Raw genomic sequence first — 25,124 nt, forward strand, 5'->3', positions numbered from 1 at the left:
AAAGAAGATGGATTAAAAGAGAAAAGTTTAGTCTAGTCTGATGGCTAATCTCAGATTGACAACTGGCCAGTATTTCCAGTCTTTCATGTTTTCTTGAACTTTGGCTTGTTGTTCGCTCATACTGCTTAGTCTTTTATCACCAGTTAAGGTAACTTTAGGTGTTTGCGTATAATAGGAACCTACTTCAAAGCCAAAACCAACTCTTCTTTTAGGAACAGTTCGTCCAAAGCCAATGCCAGCAAAAGGCGCATATTGTTTGCCATAATCGACTGTAAACTGTACGTTTCCTAGGTCTGATGGACTAAAGCTCGTGCTTCCAAATTTGTAAGTGCCTGTTGGGGTTACTACCAATGCAATTTGCCCTTTGTCAAAGTAAGAAGCTCCTCCTATCAATTTGAAACTACTTCTTTTGAATGGATGATATTCAAAGGAAAGACTAGCAATAGATACGTTGGCATCTCCTCCCAACTTTACGTCTTCACCCGAAGTTTTGGCAGTGGTGTTTGTGTTGTATTTGAAATAGCTATAGCCCAAACGTGCAATTATTTTTGGACTGATGGCATAGCCAATATCTAACCCTGGGGTAGTGCCAAGGTTTAAACTAAGACCTAATTTATGAGAAGAGCCGCTTAGGGATTGGGCTTTTGTTACATTGCTGTAACTAATGAGACATACATAAAGAAGGAATAAACTAAAAGTAGTTTTTTGTTGCATAAGTTTTTTACTGAATTTTAGAAAACATACATGATCATTAAAGTATTTACGATGGTGTATATAGGAGGTATTACGAGAAAAGGAATGATGATTTTATAAACGTTGAGAGGTGTCAAGTTGGTTTTGCTAGTCCGTCTGAATCAATTTTGAAAAACTCATTACTATTAGGCGTCAGGCACAAAGTGAATATTTAGTCAAATGACCAACATCTCTTTCGTTGTAAAACGCTTTGTGCCGTTGCCCTCAAGGTAGAGGTATTACCATAAATTTGTTCGTATAATCCTATATAATAAATTACTAAGTGGGTAAAATTAGATTTTGGTTGTGTGCTTGCCTTATGCCTACGGCTTATTGCCTAAAGCGTAAAATGTAACTCACAACTCATAATTCTGCATTACTACTTATGTGTGTTAGAGATAAGAAATTAGTTTAGTGAAAAAAATTAGTTGGGTTCAGGTCAAGTGGTTTGTATTTAGGAAACAATTGCTTTGAATCTACAAGCATAAAGCATATTTGTCGTACCAAAGCTTGACAAGATTAGCACGACAAATATGATAGGGAAGGATGGAATACTAAGAAAATTTGGGATGACAAAAAGTTGACAAAACGCCAACTTTTTCATAAACAGAAGCTTATCAATATCTTTTAATTTCTATCCAAGGTTTTTTTTCTTAAACGTAATCTAGTCTGATGTATCGTGTTTTTGTTTACGCCAATCATATTTGCCATTTCTTGTGTACTCAAATCTAGTTTTTCGAGCATCAGCAAGCGGAGTTCGGCATTGGTGAGATCAGGGTATTTTTCTTTGACGGATTGCATATAACCTGGGTGTACTTTTTCAAACATACGCTTGAAGTTTGTCCAACCTTCATCAGTAAGAATGGTAGACGAAATAAGTTTTTCGAAATGCTCATGCTGGTTGTCAGAAGCATTGAGCTTTTCATTTTCTTGTCGAAGATTTTCAATAAGCTCCGACATATTACGGAAATGATTAGTTTGCCAAGCAAGTTCTTTTTGGGCCGTTTCCAGCTCACTTTCTTGCTCGCGGTGTTTATGTCTCAAACGTTGGTGGTTGACATATACCAATCCTAGCACCAGTAGTAGAATCAAAATGATGGCGTTGCGCAAATACTTTTGTAATTGCTTTTCACTTTCAATGGCTTTTACATGGTTGGCATACTTTTCTACTTCATAGCGCAATTGCATTTGCGATAGTTTTTGGGCATCATTTCGGCGATTGAGGCTATCTTGAAGCATTTGTGCCAAATGGGTATATCGTAAAGCCTCCGCATAACCACCTACTTTTTCGTAGTATTCTGAAGAATATTTATAGAGTCGAAGTGGCTTGAAATAGTCAAGTTTCCCATTTGGCTCTAGTGAGGTTTTGATATTATTGGCAAGCTTTAGAAGTGGAGCCACTTCATTGATTTTTTTTAACTTTAATTTTACAGGAATCAATACCATCAAGGCATCAAATTCGGCTTGTTTTGATACAACAGTATCTAATGAAAGGCGCGATTTGATAAGCTGAAATCCTTTACTGGCATAAATTTCTCCCTCTTTAATTTTTCCCTGATCTAGTAATAGTGAAGCTATGTCGATGGAAGCAAAATTTAGCCAAAATTCACTCCAATATTTGTGTTCGGGTATATCTGAGTGGAAGTTTTGATGAAAAGCTAAAATCCTTTTTGCATAAATCATCGATTTGCTGTACTCTTTTTTGTTTTTCCAATAGGTTTGTAAATAACTTAATACCTGCGTATAATGAAATCCACCCTCTATAGTAGGCTCGATATATCGTTCGGCAATTCGTAGGTATAAATAGGCTTTATCAAAATCACCCAAATCCCAAAGACTTTTACTAAAGTCAAATAGGATAGAGGCAATGTTATAGTCTCTACACTTTTCAAATCCAAGCTCTTGTAGTTGTTCCAGTGAGGTTTGTATATCTACATAATACTGTTCGCTCGAAATCCTCTGACCCAAATACAAACTATTGGTTAATGAAGCAGCGGCAATCAATGCTTCAGCCTCATAACCTTGCTGAATAGCAATTTTTTGCATTTCTTCCAATTCTCCGAAGATACTCGCTGGTTTTCCTTTGGGAAACTTAAAACCAACATTGTTTCCAATTAATGCAAGGTAATAGCTGAGTGCTATTTGGGTGTGATAGTCTTTTTTGGAGTCAGCTACTTCAACCATTTGTGCCAGTAGTGAAGATAATTGATTTACATTGGCAACTTTCCAGAATGGATAATCATGCACATAGCGATAACGCTGTGCTGCACTCATTTCCATAAATTGGTTTTTGTTGAATACAGGTTGGGCAAGACTTAGATTTCCTAAACAGCATACAAAAAGAATTGTTGCAGTAAAGTATAATTTTTTATTTAGTGGTATGGGAAAAAGAAAGAAGCTTTTCATTCTAGAAATTGTTCTCAAAAGCAAGTGTGTAAGAACAAAGATAAGCTAGCTTTTTTGAATTGAGAATGATGAGCTATGAATTAATGAAAGAATCAATTCTATTTCGGAGGGGAGTAAGTATGAGTGATGAATTGTGAGTGATGAATTGTGAATGGACGAAGAAGTTCAAACATTCTCTTTTTTGAATATCGGATTAGTAGTGTACGAAAGATTTTATTTTGTTCAAAAGTGTTCTTATCATTAGCATTTTTGCAGTAGTGGCAACCCTTGCGGTTGCCATGTTGAGTTGGGCAACCGCAAGGGTTGCCACTACTGCAATTTTATTTTTAAAACAAAATTTGAAACTTCGTACAGGACTAATACTTAAGCCCTTTTTTCCGAAATCAGAAATTCCAAATCCGCAATGGTTTGAAAGACCTAATTCATCATTCACAATTCATCACTCAAATTTGTTCCTAGTAGCTCATTTCTACAATTTCTTTTACAACTTCTGGAGTAATATCACGGCGTTCGCCAAGTCCTTTCCAGCCTCTTTCGGTGAAACGCTTTTCGATAAACTCGCCAGTGTGAGCATAGTCGCTTGTGTATTCAGATAAGCGTGTTTTTACTCCTAATTCATGTAACCAAGCTACTGTACGTTCAATAGCAGCATTCGCTTTTTCCTCGATAGAACCTTCGGTAATATTCCATACTCGTTCGCCGTATTGTGCCAACTTTTCTTTTTTGTTGTCAAAACGATTACGGTATAGGTTCGGGAAAATAATAGCCAATGTCATGGCATGGTCGATATTGTATAAAGCCGTAAGTTCGTGACCAATCATGTGTGTAGCCCAGTCGGTAGGTACACCCTTTTGAATCAGACCATTAAGTGCCATAGTACAACTCCACATAAAGTTGGCGGCAGCTTCATAATTACTTGGGTCGGCCAAAATCTTTGGTGCAACTTCAATCAAAGTCTGTAAAATACTTTCTGCAAAACGGTCTTGAAGCCAAGCATTAGCAGGATAAGTCATATATTGCTCCAATACGTGTGTGTAAGCATCTACAATACCATTGCGTAACTGACGAACAGGAATACTTTTAATTACTTCTGGGTCTAATACCGAGAATTTTGGGAATAAACCTGGTCCGCCCATACTCAGTTTTTCTTGCGTTGCCACGCGAGTTACTACTGCACCAGAGTTCATTTCAGACCCTGTAGCAGGTAAAGTCAATACTGTACCAAATGGCATAGCTTGAGTTGTACGGATAGACTTTGCCAAAATATCCCAAGGTTCACCTTCAAAGTCTACTGCCGCTACGATAAACTTAGTACCATCAATCACCGAACCTCCACCAACAGCTAATACGTAATCAAGCTTTTGAGTACGAATGATTTCTACAGCTTTCATGAGTGTTTCATAGGTAGGGTTAGGCTCAATTCCACTAAATTCCACTACTTCATGACCTTTCAAGGCTTCGATAACCTGTTCGTAAACACCGTTGGTTTTGATACTACCACCACCGTAAGTCATCAATACACGAGCGTTAGCAGGAATTTCTATGGCAATGTTGGCTATTTGTCCTTTTCCAAAAAGAATTTTGGTAGGATTCTGCAATTCAAAGTTTAACATATCTGGTTTTTGTTTAAAAAATGAAAATGTAATCCTTAGGTCTGCAATTGCTGGAAAATGTTTACGAACCTAAGCTTTTAAGAAAAACACCTTGACCTGCGCAAAAGTTTCTGTGGCAGGACAGCCTTTGAGTAGTTTTGAGAGGCTTCCCCTTTTGTTATCAGTGTTTTAAAGACGATTATTTAAGTAATAAGTGATCATGTAGGATAAGATTTAAGTTATTTGTTGAGGCACAAGGCAACAGGCAAAAGGCAAAGAGTAAAGAGTGTTAAAATGTTTTTAATATCCAAAGTCCACCGCCCAAAGCTGTTATCTGAAAGCCTAAAGCACACAACTTAAATCAAATTTGGTGCTTCTACTCAATGTAAATTTTACATTCACAATTTACAACTAGTAGTGTACGAAGAATTATAAAACCATTTATTTCGGATATTGGATGTTGGATTTCGGAACTGTAACCTTCTGTATTTTGTAAAAAAAAAGATGATTTTCTTTATTTCCGAAATCAGAAATCCCAAATCCGCAATAGTTGGAAATCCTTCGTACAGTACTAATTTACAACTCACAATTCAGCACTAATACTTCCTACTGATAATCAAACTATCTAAATTCAATTCATTCATGAAACAACTTTTTTTATGGGCTTGTGCTTCGCTTATAGGTGTGCAGTCTTTTGCACAAACCGATAAATTGTGGTACGATTCACCAGCCAAAACATGGGTAGAAGCGCTCCCTATTGGTAATGGTCATTTGGGTGCTATGGTTTTTGGTCGTACTGGCAAAGAACTCATTCAGCTTAACCATACCGATTTTTGGTCGGGTGCTCCCAAAGATTGGAACAATCACAATGCAGCTCAGTACTTCCCTGAAGTAAAGGCATTGATGAAACAAAAGAAATACGCCGAAGCAGAGGAGCTTTCTAAAAAACTCCAAGGCGCATTTACACAGTCGTATCAGCCTCTTGCCGATCTTACGATGACATTTTCGGATACTACCCAAATTGGAGAGTATTACCGTGACTTGGATTTGAATACTTCTACCACTCATGTTCGCTATAGCACACCTAAGGCTACTTATGAGCGTGAACTACTAGTTAGCTTCCCTGATAAAGCAATGGCTATGCGCCTGACTGCTAACGGGGGGCGTAGTTTAGGTTTTACGATTGGAGCTTCGTCTTTGATGAAGAATAAGGTTTGGATTGATGGTAATATCTTAAAAATCAGATTGAAAGCACCTAAACATGTAGAACCCAATTACAGAGGAGGCTTTAAGCCAGAAGAAGCCGTTCAATACGACGATTGGAATGGCGAAGGAATGGAAGCGGAGGTTTGGGTACAAATCAAATCTGCCACAGGTAAGGTAAGTGTTAAAGATAATCAGCTGGTCTTGGAAAATGCCTCTGAGGCAGAAGTGTATGTGGTAGCTGCAACAAGTTACAATGGACGTTTCAAGTCGCCTGGTTTGGAGGGTTTAGAGCCTTCAAAGCAAGCTGGAGAATGGATGCGTTTGGCATCAGGACGTTCGTATGAAAGTATTCGTAAAATGCATTATCAAGATTATCACGCACTGTATGGCCGTGTAGACTTGGCATTGGAAAGTAAAGGCACAGCCAATATCCCGACTGATAAGCGTATTGTCAACTATGCCAAAGATGCCGACCCACAAATGGTAGCGCTCTTGTTTAATTATGGTCGTTACTTACTGATTTCGTCCTCTCGTCATGGCGGTCAGGCTGCTAACTTACAAGGTATTTGGAATAATATGGTGCGCCCGCCGTGGAGCTCAAATTATACGACCAATATCAACGTGCAAATGAATTACTGGCCTGCCGAAATGTGTAATCTTTCGCCATTGACTGAGCCATTGATGAATTTGATTAAAGATTTATCGGTAAATGGGAAAAAAACGGCTGAACTACACTATAACCTCAAAGGTTGGGTAGCGCACCACAATACCGATATCTGGGGCTTGACTTCTCCTGTGGGTGATTTTGGTACAGGCGACCCTGTTTGGGCCAACTGGCAAATGGGTGCAGCTTGGTTGTGTAGTCATGTGTATGAGCATTATTTGTACACAGGCAACAAACAGTTTTTACAAGAGTTTTATCCAGTTATGAAAGGGGCTACCGAATTTGTAATTGGTTTCTTGGATAAAAACGATGCAGGTTATTATGAGTTAGCTTTTGGTGTATCTCCCGAAAATCAATATAAATATCAAGGAAAAAACTTAGCTATCTCAGCAGGAACAGCCATGGACTTAGCCTTGACTCGTGAGTTATTGAACAATTGTTATCAAGCAGCCAAAGCATTGAATCAAGACCCTGCTTTTGTGAAGCAATTGGAAGAATTATTACCAAAACTTCAACCTTTCAGAATCAATGCTAAAGGGAACTTAATGGAATGGTCAGAGGATTTTGAAGAAACAGATGTACATCATCGTCACTCTTCGCATTTGTATGCCTTGCACCCAAGTAATCAAGTAAACCCTTGGACTTCTCCTGAATTATTCAAAGCCGTAAAAAATTCATTATTGCGTAGAGGTGATGCAGGTACAGGCTGGGCAATGGGCTGGAAAGTAAACTTCTGGGCGAGATTATTGGATGGCGACCACGCAATGATTATCCTCAAAAACCTTTTGAGTCCTATTGGATTTGACGGATATGACTATCACAAAGGAGGGGTATATCGTAACTTGTTTGATGCTCACCCGCCATTCCAGATTGATGGAAATTTTGGTGCAACTTCAGGTATTGCCGAAATGTTGTTACAATCACACTCTGGCGCAGTACACCTATTACCAGCGTTGCCAAGCACTTGGCAAAAAGGACAAGTGAAAGGATTGGTAGCTCGTGGAGGCTTTGAGGTGGATATGACTTGGGAAAATGGCAAACTCAAAAATGCCACTATCTTATCAAAATTAGGGGGTACTTGCCGTATTCGTTCTGAAGTACCGTTGAAAATCAAAGGGGCAAAACTAGCCAAAGGAACGGTGTCAAACCCGCTTTTGAAATGTATTGATGGTGCAAAACCTGTTTCGGTAGTTGGGCAACCTTTAGCGACAGAAACCACCAAAAAGTACTACGAATATGATGTAGTGACTAAAAAAGGTGAAAAAATTATCTGTCAGTAGCAAACTAAAAAATAGTATCAAAAAAGCGGTCGGAAAATATTTTCCGACCGCTTTTTTGATGAAAAATTGCTAGATTTTACTCGGCTTAAGACGCAATCATTGCGTCTCTACTACTATTTTTAAAATAATCGCTCAACCATTATTCACTCAATAACTCACAAATCCTCCATATTGCCAGTGCTGTAATATTGGTAAATTTTCTTTTTCAAAAGCCAATCGTATTTGGCGATTTCTGCATTTTGTTGAATCGTGAAAAAGCTATTTTTGACGGATTCAAAATCCTTTATTTTTACCTCTCCTCGTTGTACCTTTTGTAAGGTAGTGTTAAAATATACCTGCCAAACTTGTAAGGTTTTTTGTGCTGCTTGATATTGTAAAATAGCAGCCTCCAAATTATTAGTCGACAAGAGTGCTTCTTTATAAATCTCAGCTCGTGCCGAAAGCATCGAGATATGTGCATTTTCGATATTGATGGCTGCTTGTTGTTGTTGGTATTTTCGAAGACCTCCTGTTATAATAGGCAAATTGATTTGAAAACCTACATACGCACTTGCTAGTTGTTTCCACTGAGAAAAAAAGGAGGTTGTTTTATAACTGTATGCGTAGTTTGGTGAAAGTGCCAAACGTAATTGCCCTTGCGAATACACAGGAATGGTATCGGTACGAACCAGATAAGCTTGGTCAACTTCACGGAAAAGGCTTGAAAAAGGCAATGAAACACCTGCTGCCAATGAGATCGTAGGATAGGCACTGGCTTTGACAGCATCATATTGCAGGGCTACAAGTTTCTGATTGAGTTGAGTTATTTTGGTTGACGGATGCCAGTACGCCATTTTATAAAACAAATCATATTCCCCCTTTTTTTGACCGATAGGTCTATCTACAGTAAATGTTTCGTCTTTTATTTCTGCGATTTCGATGCCCAAAGGGTCGGGCAATGCCAAAAGTGTACCAAGATTAATTTGAGCTGTTTTCAACTCATTTTTATACTTTGTCAATGTAAATTCATCGTTGGCTACTTGAGCTTGCCATTCCAAAACGCTATAAGCTGTGTCGGGGTTGCTGGTATTGGCTTTTTGAAAAACGGCTAGTTGCTCACTCGAAATACCGAGCTGACGTTCAGCACTTTTGACATAAACTTGCTGCAATAATATCTGAAAATAAGCCTGCGTGATTTGTATGGCGATGGCAACAGTATTTTTTTGTTCTTGTAAACTCGCTATTTCTTGTTCAACGATACTTTGTTGATGGGAGTTTTTTTTACGACCACCCGCCCACAATACTTGGTTCATATTGACCCCCATAATATTATTGATAAAGCCATTGGTGGCATATTGATAAGTGGTAGGGTCAAGCGAACGCCCCATAGCCAACGTCGGACTAACCGAAAACTGAACGGTAGGGTAGAGGTCGGTTTTGGTGTAAATAGTTTTTTCCAAGGCTAACTCTTGATTGAGTCGAGTTTGCTTGATTTGAAGGTTATTGTTTTGAGCATGTTGGATACATTGATGAAGATTCCAAACCTTTTGCGCTCGGACAGGCATCAGACTTATTGCTAAAAAAGTCATGATGAAGAAAAAAGTTTTCATAGGTCAACCAAAATACTGGTGGTTGTTGATGGTTTAATAAAAAAGCCACCGACTCAGCACGTATGCCTATCAGTGGCTTCAGCTATCCAATTGATTTTTACGGGTTAAGGAGTTATGGCGGGTAAAATATTTACAAACAACTCCTTATTTAAAAATTATTTATTAATAATCACAGCAGCTGATGGTGTAATGCCAATATTTGCCAAACCTCCTGTTACTGTCGTAGGGGCTGTCGCCGAAATATATTTTGCTCCAGAGGTATTGTTCAATAAATTAGTTGCAACCGTAGTATTGTTGTTTACATTGTTTCCTAATACTTGTGTATTGCTAACATTAAGATTAGCTACTGTAGGGTTGTTTGACAATGTGTTTACTACTGCAAATGTATTCAAACGTGCTACGTTACTCGTTGCAGTATTAACTAAACCACTTGTACCTGAAACAACCGTAAGACCTCCGTTTGATGGGCTTGTAAGATTTGCAACATTAGATGTTACTACAGGGGCATTAAGATTGCCAACAACTGGATTTAATACGCCATTAACTGTTCCTGTAAGTGCTTGTGCATGAGATGCTACAACAGAACCAAATACTAGTGCGGATAAAATAAAGAGCTTTTTCATAATAAAAAAATGAGTTTTTGTAAATGTGGAATATATGGATTTAGGACAGCTCAACGTAAAATAGAGACAATACAAAGGAACCCATGCCAATGAAGGCATGCTATCGTTTTTTTAATTGTCTCATAAATGCTGGAATTCAAAAATATATACGGGACAGTTGAAAGATTGGATTGCTAGGATTGATATTTTTTTTAAAAATATATTTGTCTATATTCTTGATTCTGTGGATTATAACAAAAAAATAAGCATTTCTAGAAGAATACACTTAATTTAGTCATTGATTATATGCGCTATCAATAATTTTTCTACATACATAAACAACAGCTCTTCAAAATGAAAAACCTATTGCCCTGCTCACTACTTTTGATTACTTCCTTTTTTTTCTCGTGTAAATCAGAAGAAACTGCATTACCTGTAGATCGAACGAATGGTTTAAATACTGTAAAACAGTTAGAAAGACTCACCAAAGACTTGTCTGTTTCCGATTCCATTATTATTTATAACAACAAAAACTCCCAAATATTAAAATTGGGAATATCCAAACCTGTGTATTATGAATATTATATGCTAATCAATGGACAAGAAATAGATCTTACTTATGCCCTTGTTACCTCTGTTAGTCCGAAATATGTGGGAAACTTTCGTTACATGGAAGTAGTCATTTATATCAAAGAGCCTATTCCATATACACCAATTAGAAGGTAAATAGAAGTGCCAATCATTTTTCTATCATTACGAATTAAAGGATTATTTTAAACCAAATCATAACTATCATGAATACTACACTGAAAAATGCCCTGCTTTTCTTTTCGTTATTAGGTTCAATCGTTTCGATAGGTGTGCTGTTACTTTTTACAAAGGACTTTACGCAAATGCAAATAGTTGGACTTTGTGTAACAGCGTTAGTTTTTATATTGAATTCGGTGAGTTTTTTAACGAGAAAAAGAGAAGGAAATCGATAATAAAAATTGGCAATAGAGGAGAACGCTATTAAGAAATTTGGCTAGTTCAAGGCTTAGTCGTGAACTAGCAATAGTCATCAAAAAGAAAGCGCCGTAGATATAACAACTTAAGCTGTTTTACCTACGGCGCTTATTTATTTGAAAAAGTAATTAAGAGTTAAAAATCACTAAACCACTCAATCACCAACTCACTCAATAAATTAGGCTACGACGATTCGCCATTGTAGCACCAATTCTTCCATTTCAACTTCAACTGATTCGCTCAAAGTATTTACTACTTCTAACGAAACCGCTTGAACTTCTTGTGAGATATATTCTTTGAATGCCAATACCCCTGCCGAAACTTCAGCTTGTGTATCCAACAATTCAATTTTAATCTTGTCAGTTACTTCAAAACCAGAATCCTTACGGTAGTTTTGAACACGGTTGACAAACTCACGAGCAATACCTTCTTGACGAAGTTCGTCAGTAATTGTAATGTCTAATGCAACTGTCAACTCATTGTCTTTGGCTGAAAGATAACCAGGAAGGTCTTCTGTCAAAATTTCAACAAGTTCTGGTGTAACTACGATATCGCTACCTGCTGGCGTGTATTGATTTTCTTTTTCCAAAACAGCAATATCATCGTTGCTCATAGCCGAAATCAAAGCTGCTACCTCTTTCATGCGTGGACCAAACTTAGGACCTAGTGCTTTGAAGTTAGGTTTTACTTTTTTCGACAATACACCCGATGCGTCATCTAGGTATTCGACCGACTTGATATTTACCTCTGACTTAATCAAATCATCTACGCTACGGATTTGCTCACGCGTTTTTTCACTCAATACTGGAATCAAGATTTTCGACAATGGCTGACGAACTTTGATTTTATTAGTTTTACGTAATGAGTGAATCAACGAACAAATACGCTGTGCCAAGTCCATCGAAGTTTCAAGATTTTCATCAATCCATTCTGCCTGAACTGTAGGGAAATCTGTTAAGTGTACAGATTCTGATGCACCAGCTTGGTTGCTAGTCAAGTTTTTGAATAACCAATCTCCATAGAAAGGTGCGATTGGAGACATCAATTGAGCAACTGTTTTTAAGCAATATGCCAAGGTTTCATACGCTGATTTTTTATCATCAGTCATATCACCCTTCCAGAAACGTCTTCTTCCCAAACGTACATACCAGTTAGATAAGTGATCACTCACAAACTCTTGAATAGCACGACCAGCTTTGGTTGGCTCATACGTGTTGAAAGATTCGTCAACTTCTTTTACTAAAGTTTGAAGTTTTGACAAAATCCAGCGGTCAAGTTCTGTGGCAATGCTCTTATCTAATTCGCCTGTTGGATGATAGCCATCCAAATTAGCATACAAAGCAAAGAAGTTGTACGTGTTAGTCAATGTACCGAAGAACTTGTTACGTACTTCTGTTACACCCGCCAAATCAAACTTCAAGTTGTCCCAAGGTTGCGCGTTAGTAATCATATACCAACGAGTTGGGTCAGCTCCGTATTTCTTCAATGTTTCGAATGGGTCGACAGCGTTGCCCAAACGTTTTGACATTTTGTTACCGTTTTTATCCAATACCAAACCTGTCGAAACGACGTTTTTGAATGCAACCGAATCCGAAATCATGGCTGAAATAGCATGAAGGGTAAAGAACCAACCACGAGTTTGGTCAACACCTTCAGAGATAAAATCAGCAGGGTATGATTTTTCGAAAATATCTTTATTCTCAAATGGATAATGCCATTGTGCAAAAGGCATAGCTCCTGAGTCAAACCAAACGTCGATAAGGTCTGTTTCGCGCGTCATGACTTTACCCGAAGCAGATACCAAATATACCTCATCAACGAACGGACGGTGCAAATCAAGGGTATCTTGATCAGCGGCATCTAAGAATGCTTGGTTTTTCTCTTTTTGTTCTGCACTCAAAGCATCGTCTTTCAAGGCGTGTTTTACGGCATTGATTAACTCTTGCGTTGAACCGATACACACTTCTTCTGCATCTTCCGAACGCCAGATAGGAAGCGGAGTACCCCAATAGCGAGAACGTGACAAGTTCCAGTCAACCAAGTTTTCAAGCCAGTTACCAAAACGACCTGTACCTGTAGATTCAGGTTTCCAGTTAATGGTATTGTTCAAGGCAATCAACTTATCTTTTACGGCAGTAGTACGGATAAACCAAGAGTCAAGTGGATAATACAAGACTGGTTTGTCGGTACGCCAGCAGTGTGGATAAGGGTGATCAAATTTCTGTACGTTGAATGCTTTGTTTTCAGTTTTCAACTTAATCGCAATACGCTCATCTACAGAAAGGTATTTGTCACGGCCTTGTTTTTCACGCTCGATTTCTTTCTCTTCGTCCGAAAGGTAAGCTTCTTTTACTGGCTCGTTTGCAAAGTCCGTAATTTCAGCGACAAAACGACCTTGACGGTTTACGATAGGAGCTTCTTTACCATTCTCGTCTTTCACCATAATGGCAGGTACACCATTTTGCTGAGCCACTCTAAAGTCGTCTGCACCAAAAGTTGGAGCAGTGTGAACCACACCTGTACCGTCTTCAGTTGTAACAAAGTCACCTAAGATGACACGGAACGCAGGAGCGTCTGGTTGGATATATGGCAACAATTGCTCATATTCGATACCTTCCAAATGCGCACCTTTCAACTCCATAATCACTGTCCAAGGAATCACTTTGTCGCCATCTTTGTAAGCTTCAAAGTCAGCGTCTTTTCCTTTTTCGTTGAAATATTTACCTACCAAATCACGAGCTAATACTACGTTTACTGGCAAGTAAGTATATGGGTTATATGTTTTTACTAAAACGTAATCAATGTTTTTTCCAACAGTCAAGGCTGAGTTAGCAGGAAGTGTCCAAGGCGTAGTTGTCCATGCCAAGATATAGATATTATCGCTATCGGCAGCGTCGAACAAGTATCCTGATTTTCCTGTAAGTTTCACCTTAAACTGCGCTGTCAACGAAGTATCTTTTACTTCACGGTAACAACCCGGCTGGTTCAATTCGTGCGAAGACAAACCTGTACCTGCTGCTGGCGAATAAGGCTGAATAGTGTAGCCTTTGTACAACAAACCTTTGTCATACAACTGCTTCAACAGGTGCCAAATAGACTCAATATAATCGTTTTTATAAGTGATATATGGGTCATCAAGGTCTACCCAGTAGCCCATTTTCTCGGTAAGGTCATTCCAGAGGTCAGTAAATTTCATTACTGTCTCACGGCATTTTTTGTTGTATTCTTCTACCGAGATTTTTTTACCAATATCATCTTTTGTAATACCTAATTCTTTTTCTACCTGAAGCTCTACAGGAAGACCGTGCGTATCCCAACCACCTTTGCGTTTTACCTGCTTGCCTTTGAGGGTTTGGTAGCGACAAAAAATATCCTTAATGGCACGTGCCATCACGTGGTGAATACCAGGTGTACCATTGGCCGATGGAGGACCTTCATAGAAAGTAAAAGTAGGTTGCCCTTCACGGATTTCGACGGATTTTTCGAAAACCTTTTGTTCTTGCCAGAATTGCAAAATTTCATCTGCTACCTGAGCGTAGTCTAGGTTTTTATATTCTTTGAAGTTCATTATAAACTGTTTGCTAAAAAGCACGTTTTGTTACTTACCCAACTGGAGCGTTGATGAAGTTGTGAAACCCCTTGTATTACTGAAACATAACAACTTGCCCCAAAATTCCTGCAAAAGTACAAAAACCTTTTTAAAAGGGGAGTCGATACCCTGAAAATAAGTAACGGAGAAATAAAGGATGTAGCTACCTCCATTCCCCATTAGGGTTGTACGAAGGATTTCAAATAATTTCAGATTTGGGATTTCTGATTTCGGACGTAGGAGAACTCAGCATTCTACACTCAAAACTCACAACTAATAAAAAAGGTGTACCTGATTACAGATACACCTTTTTGCACAACATTAAAAGATTATTGCCCTTCTAACTCTCCTACTTATGAAATTTTTTTCTACTTATTGAATTTACTTCAAGCCCTTAATTTGAAGTAAACTTGGCGGATGCGTAATGTCGAATCCTTAACTTTGGTGTGTCATGACCTTATTTTTTTTGACTTTAAAAAGCTGCACCAATTTAAAATCTATTTGAGAATCACAACGTAATGTTTTTTTAGTGGCTAGGCATCGTTTTCTCTCTAACTTTATTGCCTTATTGTTGATACAAATTTATACCTGAAAATCGGGCTTATGATTTGTATTCGATGAACTGTCATAAATGGAAAGTTTTTGGCAAAAAATGGAAGGAATTTGGTAATAATAGTTTTTTCAGAAACTTGCAAAAGTCATTTTTTAGAGCTTGTTTTTTAACATTTAGCTGTTTTGAATGGTTTTTAAGTCATAATAAATTAGACTTTTAAAATAAATAGTGTGATGAAAATGCGTAAAAAAGCAGATTTGCCTTCAAAAATTTGCGAAACTTGCAAGCGACCTTTTGCATGGCGAAAGAAATGGGAGAAAGTATGGGATGAGGTAAAATATTGCTCCGACAAATGCCGTAAAACAAAATGACATAATCAATGACCAAAAAGGAATTACGAAAACAATATAAAGAAAAACGCAATAGCCTTTCTGAATCTGAATATCAACAGCGCTGTGAGCGAATTGTGGAGAGAGTTATCGAAAACTTTGATTTTTCGACACAACATTATGTACATCTCTTTTTGCCAATTCGCATTCAGAAAGAAATAGATACCTTTCCGCTGATTGAGCAGCTTCAATCAAAATATCCACAATTGCAATTGGTAGTACCGAGGGTTGTGCCTAACTCTTTTGAGATGGAGCACTACTTGTACGATGCCGCAATAATCACCTTGAGTGAGTGGGGTATTCCAGAGCCTATGCCTGATTTCTCACAAAAGGTATCGCCTCAAAAGATTGATACGGTTTTGTTACCCTTATTGGTTTTTGATGAAAAAGGAAATAGAGTAGGTTATGGCAAAGGATTTTATGATAGATTTCTGACAGAATGTCGACCAGAAGTACAAAAAATAGGCTTGTGTCTTGAAGAAGCAGTGCCATTGATAGAGGAAGTAGGCGAATGGGACATTCCGCTCGATTTTTGTGTGAGTCCACAAAGATGTTATGAATTTGGAGTAAAAAACTGAAAAAGAACCCTTTGGGAACAGTATAGCATAGTATTTTATTAAAATATTAGGAATATATTATTCAAACTAAAGAAATTTCTTTTCTCTTCGGAGATTATGGAGTAATTTTGCGGACTTTTTGACGGGTCGCAACGTAGTGAAAATCAGAAAATTACTAACGATTTGTCAAAAACTTGTAGAAAAAGCCCTATTTGACACTTAAAAAGTATGGAATGATGCGTTTATCAAAGTATGCAAAAATAGGTTGGTGTGTGGTGCTATGCTGGGGTATTTCTCAAGCAGTTTTGGGACAGACAGAATTTCCCAAGCCAAAGTATATCGCAGTGGAGCGCAATTTCTGGGGTATGAAATATATCTACGAAAGGCAGACTATCGAAAACCCATTGGCATTACAAATTCCATTACTACAAATGCAAGACCCTGAAGTAAGCAGCAGGTTCTTGAAGTTTAAGAGTCAACGCAAAGCCATGCAATGGGTCAATATTGCATCAGCAGGGGTTTCGCTTTATACAATTTTTAATCGAGATAAGGTTTCAAATAATTTTTACTGGACTTCGCTAGGCAGTGCTTTGGTGATTACCACTTATTTGAATTTTCGCTCGACTGTCCATTTGTCGAAGTCTATTGCCCGATACAATCAGTTGCAATTGCAGCAAAGTCGAATTGGGTTGAGTATAAATCAAACATCTGATCAAACGCCAGTCATTGGCTTAGGTTGGAAACAGACTTTTTAAGTAATGAGTTAGCTGTCGCTAACTTAAATTTTCGGCTGTTAAATGCTTGTTTTAATTTGATTAACTAAAGCATACAGCGTTTTTTCACTATAACCAAAAAAGTACTTAAAACAATGAAAGTAGCAGTAGTCGGAGCCACAGGTTTGGTCGGTGGCGAAATTATGAAAGTTTTAACGGAGCGTAACTTCCCTGTAACAGAACTTATCCCAGTAGCCTCAGAACGTTCAGTAGGTAAACAGGTTGAGTTTAAAGGTAAGCAGTACACCGTAGTAGGCTTCGAAGATGCTATCAAGATGAAGCCTGATGTAGCGATTTTCTCTGCAGGTGGTGGTACATCTACAAAGATTGCTCCTCTTTTCGCTGAAGCAGGTATTACAGTGGTAGATAACTCGTCGGCATGGCGTATGGATCCAACTAAAAAGTTGGTAGTTCCAGAAATCAACGCTCACACATTGACGACTGAAGATAAAATTATTGCAAACCCTAACTGCTCGACTATCCAAATGGTAGTTGTGTTGAACCCTTTGCACTTGAAATACAAAATCAAGCGTGTGGTTGTTTCAACTTACCAATCAGTAACTGGTACTGGTAAAGCAGCGGTTGACCAATTGTTTGCTGAACGTGAAGGTCGTACAGATGTACCTGCGGTATATCCTCACAAAATCGACTTGAACGTATTGCCACACATCGATGTTTTCTTGGACAACGGATACACCAAAGAAGAAATGAAAATGGTGAACGAAACTAAGAAAATCATGATGGATGACTCAATTGCTGTGACTGCAACTACGGTTCGTATCCCTACGATTGGTGGTCACTCAGAGTCAGTAAATATCGAGTTTGAAAACGAGTTCGATTTGCAAGAAGTATTTGATCTTTTGTCAAACACAGAAGGTGTAATCGTACAAGATGATCCGAAAAACTTTGTTTATCCTATGCCAATCAATGCACATGGTAAAGACGAAGTATTTGTTGGTCGTATCCGTCGTGACGAAACTCAACCAAAAACATTGAACATGTGGATTGTTGCGGATAACCTTCGTAAAGGTGCTGCTACAAACGCTGTTCAAATTGCAGAGTATTTGTCTAAAAACAATCTATTGTAATTAGAAGGCATGAAAGTCATAGGCAAATGCCTATTGCTTACAGCTTAAAGCCTACAACAAAATATTTTTTATTAGGTTTGAGCATCAAGAGTCAAAAAAAAGGAAGAGGAGCGGTGTATTTGGAGTGGTGTCCAGTTCATCTTTTGGCTTATCTTCGATGATGAATTAAAAAGCCGAGACGAGAGTCTCGGCTTTTTTGTTATCGTTGGTCTTTGGATTCGAAATAAGGAGCGGGTTTGGGAACTGTCAGCACAGGAGGACGCCAGTAAACTTTTTTACCAAACTTAAAACTAAAGCCTGCATATACGCCATAAAAAGATGTATATCCTCCTTGCGAAGAACTGTATTGAATACCTGTATAACTAAATTTCAGATAAAGTCCCAAACGGTCGGCTGATTCTTGTAATTGAAATCCTACGCTTGGCGAAAAGCCCCAGTTGATACTATTTTCAAAAGTTTTACGAGGTGTTAGATACTCATAATCTTTCTCAATTTGTGTATCGTATTGGCTCATGTAGGTACCCGTACTTAATCCTACAAAGGGCTTGATGAGATGCTTTTTCCATAAAAAATAATCAGCAGAGACATTTAGAGGTACGATACGTTTGAGAATTCGACCATACATAATGGGTAAGGCATCACTTTGTGTTTGAACCATCAAATTGGTTCGCATATCATATACGCCCCAGTTCATGCCGATTCTGAGGTTTTCGGTCAAATACTTTTTGGCACTAATATCTATACCCGAACCTGCATATTGAGCTTTGTTGCCCCATCCGCCTTCGCCAATATAGCTAAATCCTGAGCTAATTTGAATTTGCCCCAGACTGCCAAAATGTAAAATACACAAAAAAAGAATAGTTGTAAGTAGAGTTTTTTTCATAGTATATCAAGGTCTCAAATAAGTGAGTAAAATCACAAAGTGGCATAAGTTAAGAACGGCAAGATAAGGATGTGATTACTGAATATATAAGATCGATATGGGCGGAGCAATTAGGAGAAATTTATATAAAAATAAGAAAAAAATGGTCTTTTACAACTTTGATAATCAAATAATTATCAAACGGAAAATCAAACATAAATCATGTCGAATGGAGTGATTATGTTAAAAAGTAGTAGAGACGCAAAGAGTGCGTCTTAAGCCAAGTTATATCTAGCATAGTAGCATCAAAAAAGCGGTCGAAAAAATATTTTTTCGACCGCTTTTTAATAAAAACTTGGAGAATAATCCCAATCCTAAAAATTAGGAATGACTCATGTTTTGATACTATATTTTAGAACGATACATCTTCAGATGCAAAGCATTAAGTAAAAATTTTATTAAAAATAATCACTCATTCGCTCAAACACTAAATCCCTCAATTGAGGTAAGCATGCTAATGTTGTGCATCCGATTGCCGAAAGCCCCAAGCTGAAAGCTATTTTAATACATAAGCTAACTGACTTTCGTATTCAGTCAACCATGCTGTAATTTCTGTTACGATTTGTTTCATTGAAATGCTTGGCGTCCATCCTGTCAAGGCAGTCACCTTAGAGTTGTCAGTTACATACAAACGAATATCAGCAGCTCTGTTTTCAGTTACTTTGTTGATAGGAATTGTTTTACCCGTTACTTCCTGACAAATCTGTGTTAGTTCTTGTAAAGAAGCACTTACTTCTACACCACCGCCAACGTTTAAGATTTCGCCATTTACTTTATCCATATTATGCAATTGGAAATCAATCAAACGATATAGGTCAAGCACGTGAAGCATATCGCGAGTTTGCTTTCCTGAACCGCCATAACCGATATAGGCTAATTGTTGCTCGAAATAGTGTTTTGCTACCCAAAGTACCATTACACCTTGGTCAACTTTACCCATTTGCCATGGACCAGTCAATACACCACAACGGTTGATAACAGTTTTTAATCCATAAAACTCATTGTATTCATGAATCATCAATTCTGAAGCCAACTTCGTAGCGCCATATAACGAACGAGCGCCATCTAATGGAAAATCTTCAGCAATACCTTTTGACGATACACCTCTTACTGGTTGTTCATCAGCTAAGGCAAAACGCGTCTCTGATTCAACGAAGTTTAATTTTTCAATCGTTTTGATTGGATAAATTCTACTAGTTGACAAGAAGATAAAGTTAGCATTACTTTTTTTCGCAAAATTCAAGCAGTTGATCGTACCTACTAAGTTGGTATTGATTAGATAATCAGGCGTACCGTCCAGTCCTGCCAAAACAGAAGGTTCTGCTGAAGCTTCGATAAGGGCATCTACGATAGGAAGTGCATCAAAATCTTCTTTATTACGAATGTCGCCGTGTACAAATGTAACACCAGCTTGTGCCAAACGAGGAAGGTTTAATTCTGAACCTTTGCGACGGAGGTTGTCAAGGCAAATAACTTCGTATGAGGGATAGTTTGTTTTTAGAGCAATCGCCAGAGATGAGCCAACAAAACCAGCCCCTCCTGTAATCAAAATTTTCATATATGATTGTTTATTAAAAGTAAAATCGTGTTCTATGCAGAAGCTTGATAGAACACGATTTGAATATGATTGAAAAATTAGTCAATACGCTTCAAACGAATGTTTTCTGCAGGGCGAATAACTAATGGTACTTTTTCTACTTTTACAGCGCTGGTGTCCAAACCAAACCATTTGTCTTCAGATGGCGTAAAGTCTTTGATAAAGAAATACGCTTTCATAATTAAAGACTCAAACATAGATAGTTGGTTGTCGTAAGACAAGAATTTCTCAAGAACTACAAAACGGAAATCTCCAATTACATTCTGACGATTGAGTGACTCATAACGTGAAGTAATATCCACTTCTCCATTTTTTACCAATTCTTCAACTACTTTTCTGAAGTATAAATTGATTTTTTGTTCTACTCTAAAACCAAGACGGAAAGTTACCTTAATCACGTCGTCTGGCTCAATGATGTCCACTTTGTATTCCATTGTGTATGGATCATCGAGGGTATCTACGTGAACAAACCAATAAATATCAGCACGTTTTGGGCGTTTTTGGAAAATCGAATAAATGATTTTCGATTCGATTTCGCTCGTGCGAGCCGCATTCGACATAAATACCAAGTGAGTAGCATATTTTGGAATACTCATATCTTGACTCAAGTCTTTCAATGGCTCGATATAATCTACCAATTTGACATATTCGGTCAAACGCATTTTGATAATAAATGCACGATACCAAATAATCATTAGGGCAATAATTGCCGTTGCAATAATCAATGAAACATAACCACCATGGACAAACTTACGTAGGTTGGCAACAAGGAAAGAGCCTTCAATAGATACATATACTACGATGAATGCTACAATCCACCACATATCGAATTTTTTGACATGTAAATAATAGGCCATCAAAGCGGTAGTCATCAACATGGTAAGGGTAATAGCCAAACCATAAGCGGCTTCCATATTAGCAGATTCTTTGAACCATAATACTACGCCCATACAACCCAACCAAAGGAAGATGTTTACACTTGGTACATATAGTTGTCCTTTTTGGTCAGAAGGGTAGTTCAAACGAACTTTTGGCCAGAAATTCAGACGAATTGCTTCCGATACCAAGGTAAATGAACCCGAAATTAAGGCTTGGCTGGCAATAATAGCAGCAGCCGTAGCAATCACAATACCCCAAAGTAAGAACCATTCTGGCATTAATTCAAAAATAGGTTTACGTCCGTTCAAAAGACTACCATTTTGATGAATCAACCATGCTCCTTGACCAAAATATTGAAGAATCAAACAAATTTTTACAAATACCCAACTCACACGAATGTTGCCTCTACCACAGTGACCTAAGTCTGAATACAAGGCTTCAGCACCAGTAGTACAAAGGAATACCGCACCCAATGTCCAGAAACCACTTTCTCCATTATAAGGATTGCTCAATAATTGAATCGCATAATGCGGTGAAAACGCTCTTAGAATACTCCAGTCTTTGGCGATCCATACAATGCCTAGGAAACCAAGCATACTAAACCAAATCAACATAATAGGGCCAAATGCACGACCAACCATTTTAGTACCCAGCACTTGGAACATGAACAAAACTGTAATAATTGCGAGTACAATTGGTACGGTTTCAATGTCTGGTTTGATCATTCGAAGACCTTCAACAGCGGAGGCGACAGACACGGGAGGTGTGATAATACCATCGGCCAGGAGGGTTGCGCCACCAATAATTGCAGGAACAGTAAGCCATTTGGCATGACGACGAACTAAAGCAAATAGAGCAAAAATACCACCCTCACCTCGGTTATCTGCTCGCAAAATCAGGATAACATATTTGAGTGTTGTCTGTAAGGTCAATGTCCAAAAAATACAAGATAAACCGCCCAAAACGGTTGTTTCATTGATAGGAGCGGAGCCTATAATAGACTGCATTACGTAGAGTGGGGATGTACCAATATCACCGTAGATAATTCCCATTGCCACCAGCAGACCCGCTGCTGTGGCTTTGTCGGTATGTTTGTGTTCCATAGATGGAATCGCTTGTGTTTTATAATAATGATTAGAATTACTTGTCTGAGTATCTGTAAATTATGACTTATTGTTGGTAAGTATGTCTCTCTAATCTATAAAAAACACAAAAAGTTAGGGGTTTTGTAATAGATATTTGTCTGATAATATTTCAAAGTGCTAAAAGTGAGCAAATATAATATCTCTTCTGATTTATTCATCAAGAAAAAGTTCCCCAATTAATGAAAGATATATTTTATCTATGAACGGATTAAGTCGCTGATGATTTGGAATTTGGCTTTATGGGTTAACATAGTAATATCCAAAGATGATATTCATTTCATCCTCAGAGGTTAAACCAAAGCCTAAGTTTTTGTTAGTAGTATTGTTATAGGTTACCACAGAAGTTAATCCTTCGCCTTTTTTAAGTTGTATAGGAGTGCTAAAATTAATGACTTTAGGATGTTCCCAGTCGGTGCTTTCATAAACGGTCTCGCCATCTCGTGTGCCTCCTTTGATTTTGATAACAAATTTTTCACCATACTTATGATTATGTGAGGTGAGCGAAACGATCGTGACATTGCTATCAAATTTAAAATCTTTGGTAATAGTGGTGCGCTGATTGGCAGGAAGACTAAAGCTTGTATTATTAAAATCAATCATTTGCACTATTTTCTGGACTTTTGAAGCAGGAACAGTGTAGAGATTGACATAATTTTCGCCTAAAAACGGTTGATTTGTTTTATTGAAATAATGTGGATTGACATCTATTGCGGTACCAGCGGGGAGTTTCAATGCCATACCATCAGGAAAAGAATAATCTTGATTCGGATCGGTGCCACCACCCAAGAAGATATGATTTGACATTTGTAAAACTGTGAGAGCATTCAGAGAATTATCAGCATTACGCAAATCACGAACGATGTCAATGGTAGGCATCAGCAAAGCATTGTCTTTATTTCTAAAATCATATAGCACTAAGTGGTGACTATTAGGACGAGATTTGAGCTTGATGCGATTTACATACACATCGCTAGAGTTACCCAAACTTTTTCGAACAAAAATTTCCCTCTCAAAATTAGCCGCTACATTAAAAGCATCTACATGTAGTTGAATGCCAGTAACTCCTTCTTCTTGGGGACTTTTGAGTGCTTCGAAAGGAGCACTATTCGCTGCGTAACTAGGTGTTTTGTCATCCAACAAAGTTTTGTCTACCACATCGCCTGTGCGTGGCGCACCAGCTTCTATCCATCTTCTGATAAATTCAATTTGTCCTACATATAAAGGATTGCTCCCAAGTGGCATCGGAAGTCCGTATTGTTTATTGCTATGATGACTGGCATCCCATTCGAGCTTATGAAATAGAAGACTTTCTAAAGATTTAAAAGGTTTAACTCTTTGGAGATTATCTGTTTTGGCTAAATCATTTTTGGGATTTACGCCAATAAGATTTTGATAAGCTACCGATTTTTCCAATACTAAGCCATGTTGAGCATAAGTATTATCGCTAGTAGAGGCATGACAACCAGAGGTAGCACATGAGGGCGTGAGTATTTTTTGCTGAATTAAGTCAAAAGAGGATACTGTAGTAGCGTCAGTGCTATCAATAGATTTTTTGGAGCAACCTAGGGTAAGTAAAAAGACACCCAAAAAAGCCCCAAACAACAAAGTGGAGTAAGAGTTTTTCATATTGGAGGTTCGAGAAATGTAAAGGGAAATAAGTATTATTTAAACGCTTTAAGCACTCTATTTAAGTTAGTTGGCAAAATAAGATTTAATTTTTGAGCTTTCGGTTTTCGGCTCTGGGCATTCGGCAAAATATATCTATCGTTCCTAAAAAACATTTTAACACTCTTTGCCTTGTGCCTGTTGCCTCTTGCCTTCAACACAAAACTTAAATTTAATTTTGCGTATTAACCTAATAAATCACATACGTATCTACTAACTCGTTGGGTTGTACTCTTAATACATGACCTAATACCAACAACACCAACGTTCTTGAGGCGAGCCATAGAGGAATTTTGGCTATCTCAGCAAATTTTTCTAAAGTAATATTTTGATGTTGAGCTAGATATTCCATCAACACTTTTTCCTTTTCACCAAATACAAATCGAATACCTTCTTCATTTTCACGACGTAAAATTTGCTTAACCTCCTTGCTGGCTTGTACCGAACGATCTTGTACTCTTACATAAGCCTTTGGAGGCTCGGTAGCCGAAAGTTTTACAAAGTGCGGCTTTTCATTACTTTGAGGTATCGTAAAAATCAATATATCACGCTCATTGGTAATAGCCATTCGTTCGAGTTGAAAATTAATAGGAGGGTCGCAAAACTTTTCAATGGCTTGTACTAAAATAAACTCCTCATCGTCAGCGAATTTTAAGCCTGGAATACTTTTGTCGTCGCCAACACCCAACAATAAGGTTCCACCATCGGTATTGGCAAAGGCTACTATTTCACGAATAATTTTTTCAGGATGCTTGGCTTTTAGCTTGAATTCGAGTTGACTGCCTTCTCCTTTCCGCACAAGATTTTTCAAATCCTTCAAGTCCATGTCCGACATGCGGCTGCGACTGTTTGTTTTTTCAAAATACGAAACAAGTCTCTGATTCATAGCTT

The 25,124-nt window shown here is 37.9% G+C and carries 17 protein-coding genes; 6 read left to right on the plus strand and 11 right to left on the minus strand.

Annotation, left to right across the window (positions count from 1 at the left end; all coding sequences use genetic code 11):
* Positions 1–27: 27 nt before the first annotated feature.
* The 3 genes from QM524_RS14660 to QM524_RS14670 all read right to left on the minus strand — a co-directional run bounded on the left by QM524_RS14660 (position 28) and on the right by QM524_RS14670 (position 4,751).
* Entirely contained in the window at positions 28–714 is a 687-nt protein-coding gene (locus QM524_RS14660; RefSeq protein ID WP_283345157.1) for a hypothetical protein, read from the minus strand.
* A 645-nt stretch (positions 715–1,359) separates the two neighbouring features.
* Entirely contained in the window at positions 1,360–3,006 is a 1,647-nt protein-coding gene (locus QM524_RS14665) for a helix-turn-helix transcriptional regulator (RefSeq protein ID WP_283345158.1), read from the minus strand.
* A 587-nt stretch (positions 3,007–3,593) separates the two neighbouring features.
* Positions 3,594–4,751: an iron-containing alcohol dehydrogenase gene (locus QM524_RS14670; RefSeq protein ID WP_283345159.1), complete on the minus strand. Its 1,158-nt coding sequence runs from the start codon at positions 4,749–4,751 to the stop codon at positions 3,594–3,596.
* 621 nt (positions 4,752–5,372) lie between these two features.
* On the opposite strand from QM524_RS14670, the gene QM524_RS14675 reads away from it, so the two are divergent.
* Positions 5,373–7,880, plus strand: a complete 2,508-nt coding sequence (locus QM524_RS14675) for a glycoside hydrolase family 95 protein (protein ID WP_283345160.1) — start codon at positions 5,373–5,375, stop codon at positions 7,878–7,880.
* A gap of 155 nt (positions 7,881–8,035) precedes the next feature.
* Here the strand turns inward: QM524_RS14675 and QM524_RS14680 are convergent, their stop codons facing one another.
* Both QM524_RS14680 and QM524_RS14685 read right to left on the minus strand, forming a co-directional pair.
* On the minus strand, positions 8,036–9,448 hold the full coding sequence (locus QM524_RS14680; RefSeq protein WP_176464492.1) for a TolC family protein: 1,413 nt from the start codon (positions 9,446–9,448) through the stop codon (positions 8,036–8,038).
* A 176-nt stretch (positions 9,449–9,624) separates the two neighbouring features.
* Positions 9,625–10,092 (minus strand): hypothetical protein, encoded by a 468-nt coding sequence (locus QM524_RS14685; protein ID WP_283345161.1) that lies wholly within the window; start codon positions 10,090–10,092, stop codon positions 9,625–9,627.
* Positions 10,093–10,425: 333 nt separating this feature from the next.
* On the opposite strand from QM524_RS14685, the gene QM524_RS14690 reads away from it, so the two are divergent.
* The gene (locus QM524_RS14690; RefSeq protein ID WP_283345162.1) at positions 10,426–10,797 is read left to right on the plus strand and encodes a hypothetical protein; all 372 of its coding nucleotides are present in this window, start codon (positions 10,426–10,428) and stop codon (positions 10,795–10,797) included.
* Between the two features lie 457 nt (positions 10,798–11,254).
* Here QM524_RS14690 and ileS read toward each other — a convergent pair whose 3' ends face one another.
* Positions 11,255–14,644, minus strand: a complete 3,390-nt coding sequence (gene ileS, locus QM524_RS14695) for an isoleucine--tRNA ligase (protein ID WP_283345163.1) — start codon at positions 14,642–14,644, stop codon at positions 11,255–11,257.
* A gap of 813 nt (positions 14,645–15,457) precedes the next feature.
* On the opposite strand from ileS, the gene QM524_RS14700 reads away from it, so the two are divergent.
* From QM524_RS14700 to QM524_RS14715, 4 genes are all read left to right on the plus strand, one after another.
* Complete coding sequence (locus tag QM524_RS14700) at positions 15,458–15,589, plus strand: DUF2256 domain-containing protein (RefSeq protein ID WP_449757797.1); 132 nt, start codon at positions 15,458–15,460, stop codon at positions 15,587–15,589.
* An 8-nt stretch (positions 15,590–15,597) separates the two neighbouring features.
* Positions 15,598–16,185, plus strand: coding sequence for a 5-formyltetrahydrofolate cyclo-ligase (locus QM524_RS14705; RefSeq protein WP_283345165.1), 588 nt, complete (start codon positions 15,598–15,600; stop codon positions 16,183–16,185).
* 212 nt (positions 16,186–16,397) lie between these two features.
* Positions 16,398–16,919: a hypothetical protein gene (locus QM524_RS14710; RefSeq protein WP_141234857.1), complete on the plus strand. Its 522-nt coding sequence runs from the start codon at positions 16,398–16,400 to the stop codon at positions 16,917–16,919.
* Positions 16,920–17,032: 113 nt separating this feature from the next.
* Positions 17,033–18,025 carry an aspartate-semialdehyde dehydrogenase gene (locus QM524_RS14715; protein WP_095166337.1) on the plus strand — a complete coding sequence of 331 codons (993 nt, stop codon included), beginning with the start codon at positions 17,033–17,035 and terminating at the stop codon, positions 18,023–18,025.
* Positions 18,026–18,224: 199 nt separating this feature from the next.
* Here QM524_RS14715 and QM524_RS14720 read toward each other — a convergent pair whose 3' ends face one another.
* The 5 genes from QM524_RS14720 to QM524_RS14740 all read right to left on the minus strand — a co-directional run bounded on the left by QM524_RS14720 (position 18,225) and on the right by QM524_RS14740 (position 25,119).
* Positions 18,225–18,908 carry a hypothetical protein gene (locus QM524_RS14720; RefSeq protein ID WP_283345166.1) on the minus strand — a complete coding sequence of 228 codons (684 nt, stop codon included), beginning with the start codon at positions 18,906–18,908 and terminating at the stop codon, positions 18,225–18,227.
* Between the two features lie 535 nt (positions 18,909–19,443).
* Entirely contained in the window at positions 19,444–20,505 is a 1,062-nt protein-coding gene (locus QM524_RS14725; RefSeq protein ID WP_283345167.1) for an NAD-dependent epimerase/dehydratase family protein, read from the minus strand.
* Positions 20,506–20,582: 77 nt separating this feature from the next.
* A complete protein-coding gene (locus QM524_RS14730; protein ID WP_283345168.1) occupies positions 20,583–22,526 on the minus strand; it encodes a KUP/HAK/KT family potassium transporter in 1,944 nt (647 codons plus the stop codon).
* 279 nt (positions 22,527–22,805) lie between these two features.
* Positions 22,806–24,194 carry a monooxygenase gene (locus tag QM524_RS14735; protein WP_283345169.1) on the minus strand — a complete coding sequence of 463 codons (1,389 nt, stop codon included), beginning with the start codon at positions 24,192–24,194 and terminating at the stop codon, positions 22,806–22,808.
* Positions 24,195–24,423: 229 nt separating this feature from the next.
* Positions 24,424–25,119: an AlbA family DNA-binding domain-containing protein gene (locus QM524_RS14740; protein ID WP_229241900.1), complete on the minus strand. Its 696-nt coding sequence runs from the start codon at positions 25,117–25,119 to the stop codon at positions 24,424–24,426.
* Between the last annotated feature and the right edge of the window lie 5 nt (positions 25,120–25,124).

Source organism: Flectobacillus roseus (genome assembly GCF_030056595.1).
Taxonomy (GTDB): domain Bacteria; phylum Bacteroidota; class Bacteroidia; order Cytophagales; family Spirosomataceae; genus Flectobacillus; species Flectobacillus roseus.

What these genes read in the sequence shown, in the direction of transcription:
- QM524_RS14660 (WP_283345157.1), bottom strand. Translation starts at nt 714, where the DNA reads ATGCAACAAAAAACTACTTTTAGTTTATTCCTTCTTTATGTATGTCTC.
- QM524_RS14665 (WP_283345158.1), bottom strand. Translation starts at nt 3,006, where the DNA reads ATGAGTGCAGCACAGCGTTATCGCTATGTGCATGATTATCCATTCTGG.
- QM524_RS14670 (WP_283345159.1), bottom strand. Translation starts at nt 4,751, where the DNA reads ATGTTAAACTTTGAATTGCAGAATCCTACCAAAATTCTTTTTGGAAAA.
- QM524_RS14675 (WP_283345160.1), top strand. Translation starts at nt 5,373, where the DNA reads ATGAAACAACTTTTTTTATGGGCTTGTGCTTCGCTTATAGGTGTGCAG.
- QM524_RS14680 (WP_176464492.1), bottom strand. Translation starts at nt 9,448, where the DNA reads ATGACTTTTTTAGCAATAAGTCTGATGCCTGTCCGAGCGCAAAAGGTT.
- QM524_RS14685 (WP_283345161.1), bottom strand. Translation starts at nt 10,092, where the DNA reads ATGAAAAAGCTCTTTATTTTATCCGCACTAGTATTTGGTTCTGTTGTA.
- QM524_RS14690 (WP_283345162.1), top strand. Translation starts at nt 10,426, where the DNA reads ATGAAAAACCTATTGCCCTGCTCACTACTTTTGATTACTTCCTTTTTT.
- ileS (WP_283345163.1), bottom strand. Translation starts at nt 14,644, where the DNA reads ATGAACTTCAAAGAATATAAAAACCTAGACTACGCTCAGGTAGCAGAT.
- QM524_RS14700 (WP_449757797.1), top strand. Translation starts at nt 15,458, where the DNA reads ATGCGTAAAAAAGCAGATTTGCCTTCAAAAATTTGCGAAACTTGCAAG.
- QM524_RS14705 (WP_283345165.1), top strand. Translation starts at nt 15,598, where the DNA reads ATGACCAAAAAGGAATTACGAAAACAATATAAAGAAAAACGCAATAGC.
- QM524_RS14710 (WP_141234857.1), top strand. Translation starts at nt 16,398, where the DNA reads ATGATGCGTTTATCAAAGTATGCAAAAATAGGTTGGTGTGTGGTGCTA.
- QM524_RS14715 (WP_095166337.1), top strand. Translation starts at nt 17,033, where the DNA reads ATGAAAGTAGCAGTAGTCGGAGCCACAGGTTTGGTCGGTGGCGAAATT.
- QM524_RS14720 (WP_283345166.1), bottom strand. Translation starts at nt 18,908, where the DNA reads ATGAAAAAAACTCTACTTACAACTATTCTTTTTTTGTGTATTTTACAT.
- QM524_RS14725 (WP_283345167.1), bottom strand. Translation starts at nt 20,505, where the DNA reads ATGAAAATTTTGATTACAGGAGGGGCTGGTTTTGTTGGCTCATCTCTG.
- QM524_RS14730 (WP_283345168.1), bottom strand. Translation starts at nt 22,526, where the DNA reads ATGGAACACAAACATACCGACAAAGCCACAGCAGCGGGTCTGCTGGTG.
- QM524_RS14735 (WP_283345169.1), bottom strand. Translation starts at nt 24,194, where the DNA reads ATGAAAAACTCTTACTCCACTTTGTTGTTTGGGGCTTTTTTGGGTGTC.
- QM524_RS14740 (WP_229241900.1), bottom strand. Translation starts at nt 25,119, where the DNA reads ATGAATCAGAGACTTGTTTCGTATTTTGAAAAAACAAACAGTCGCAGC.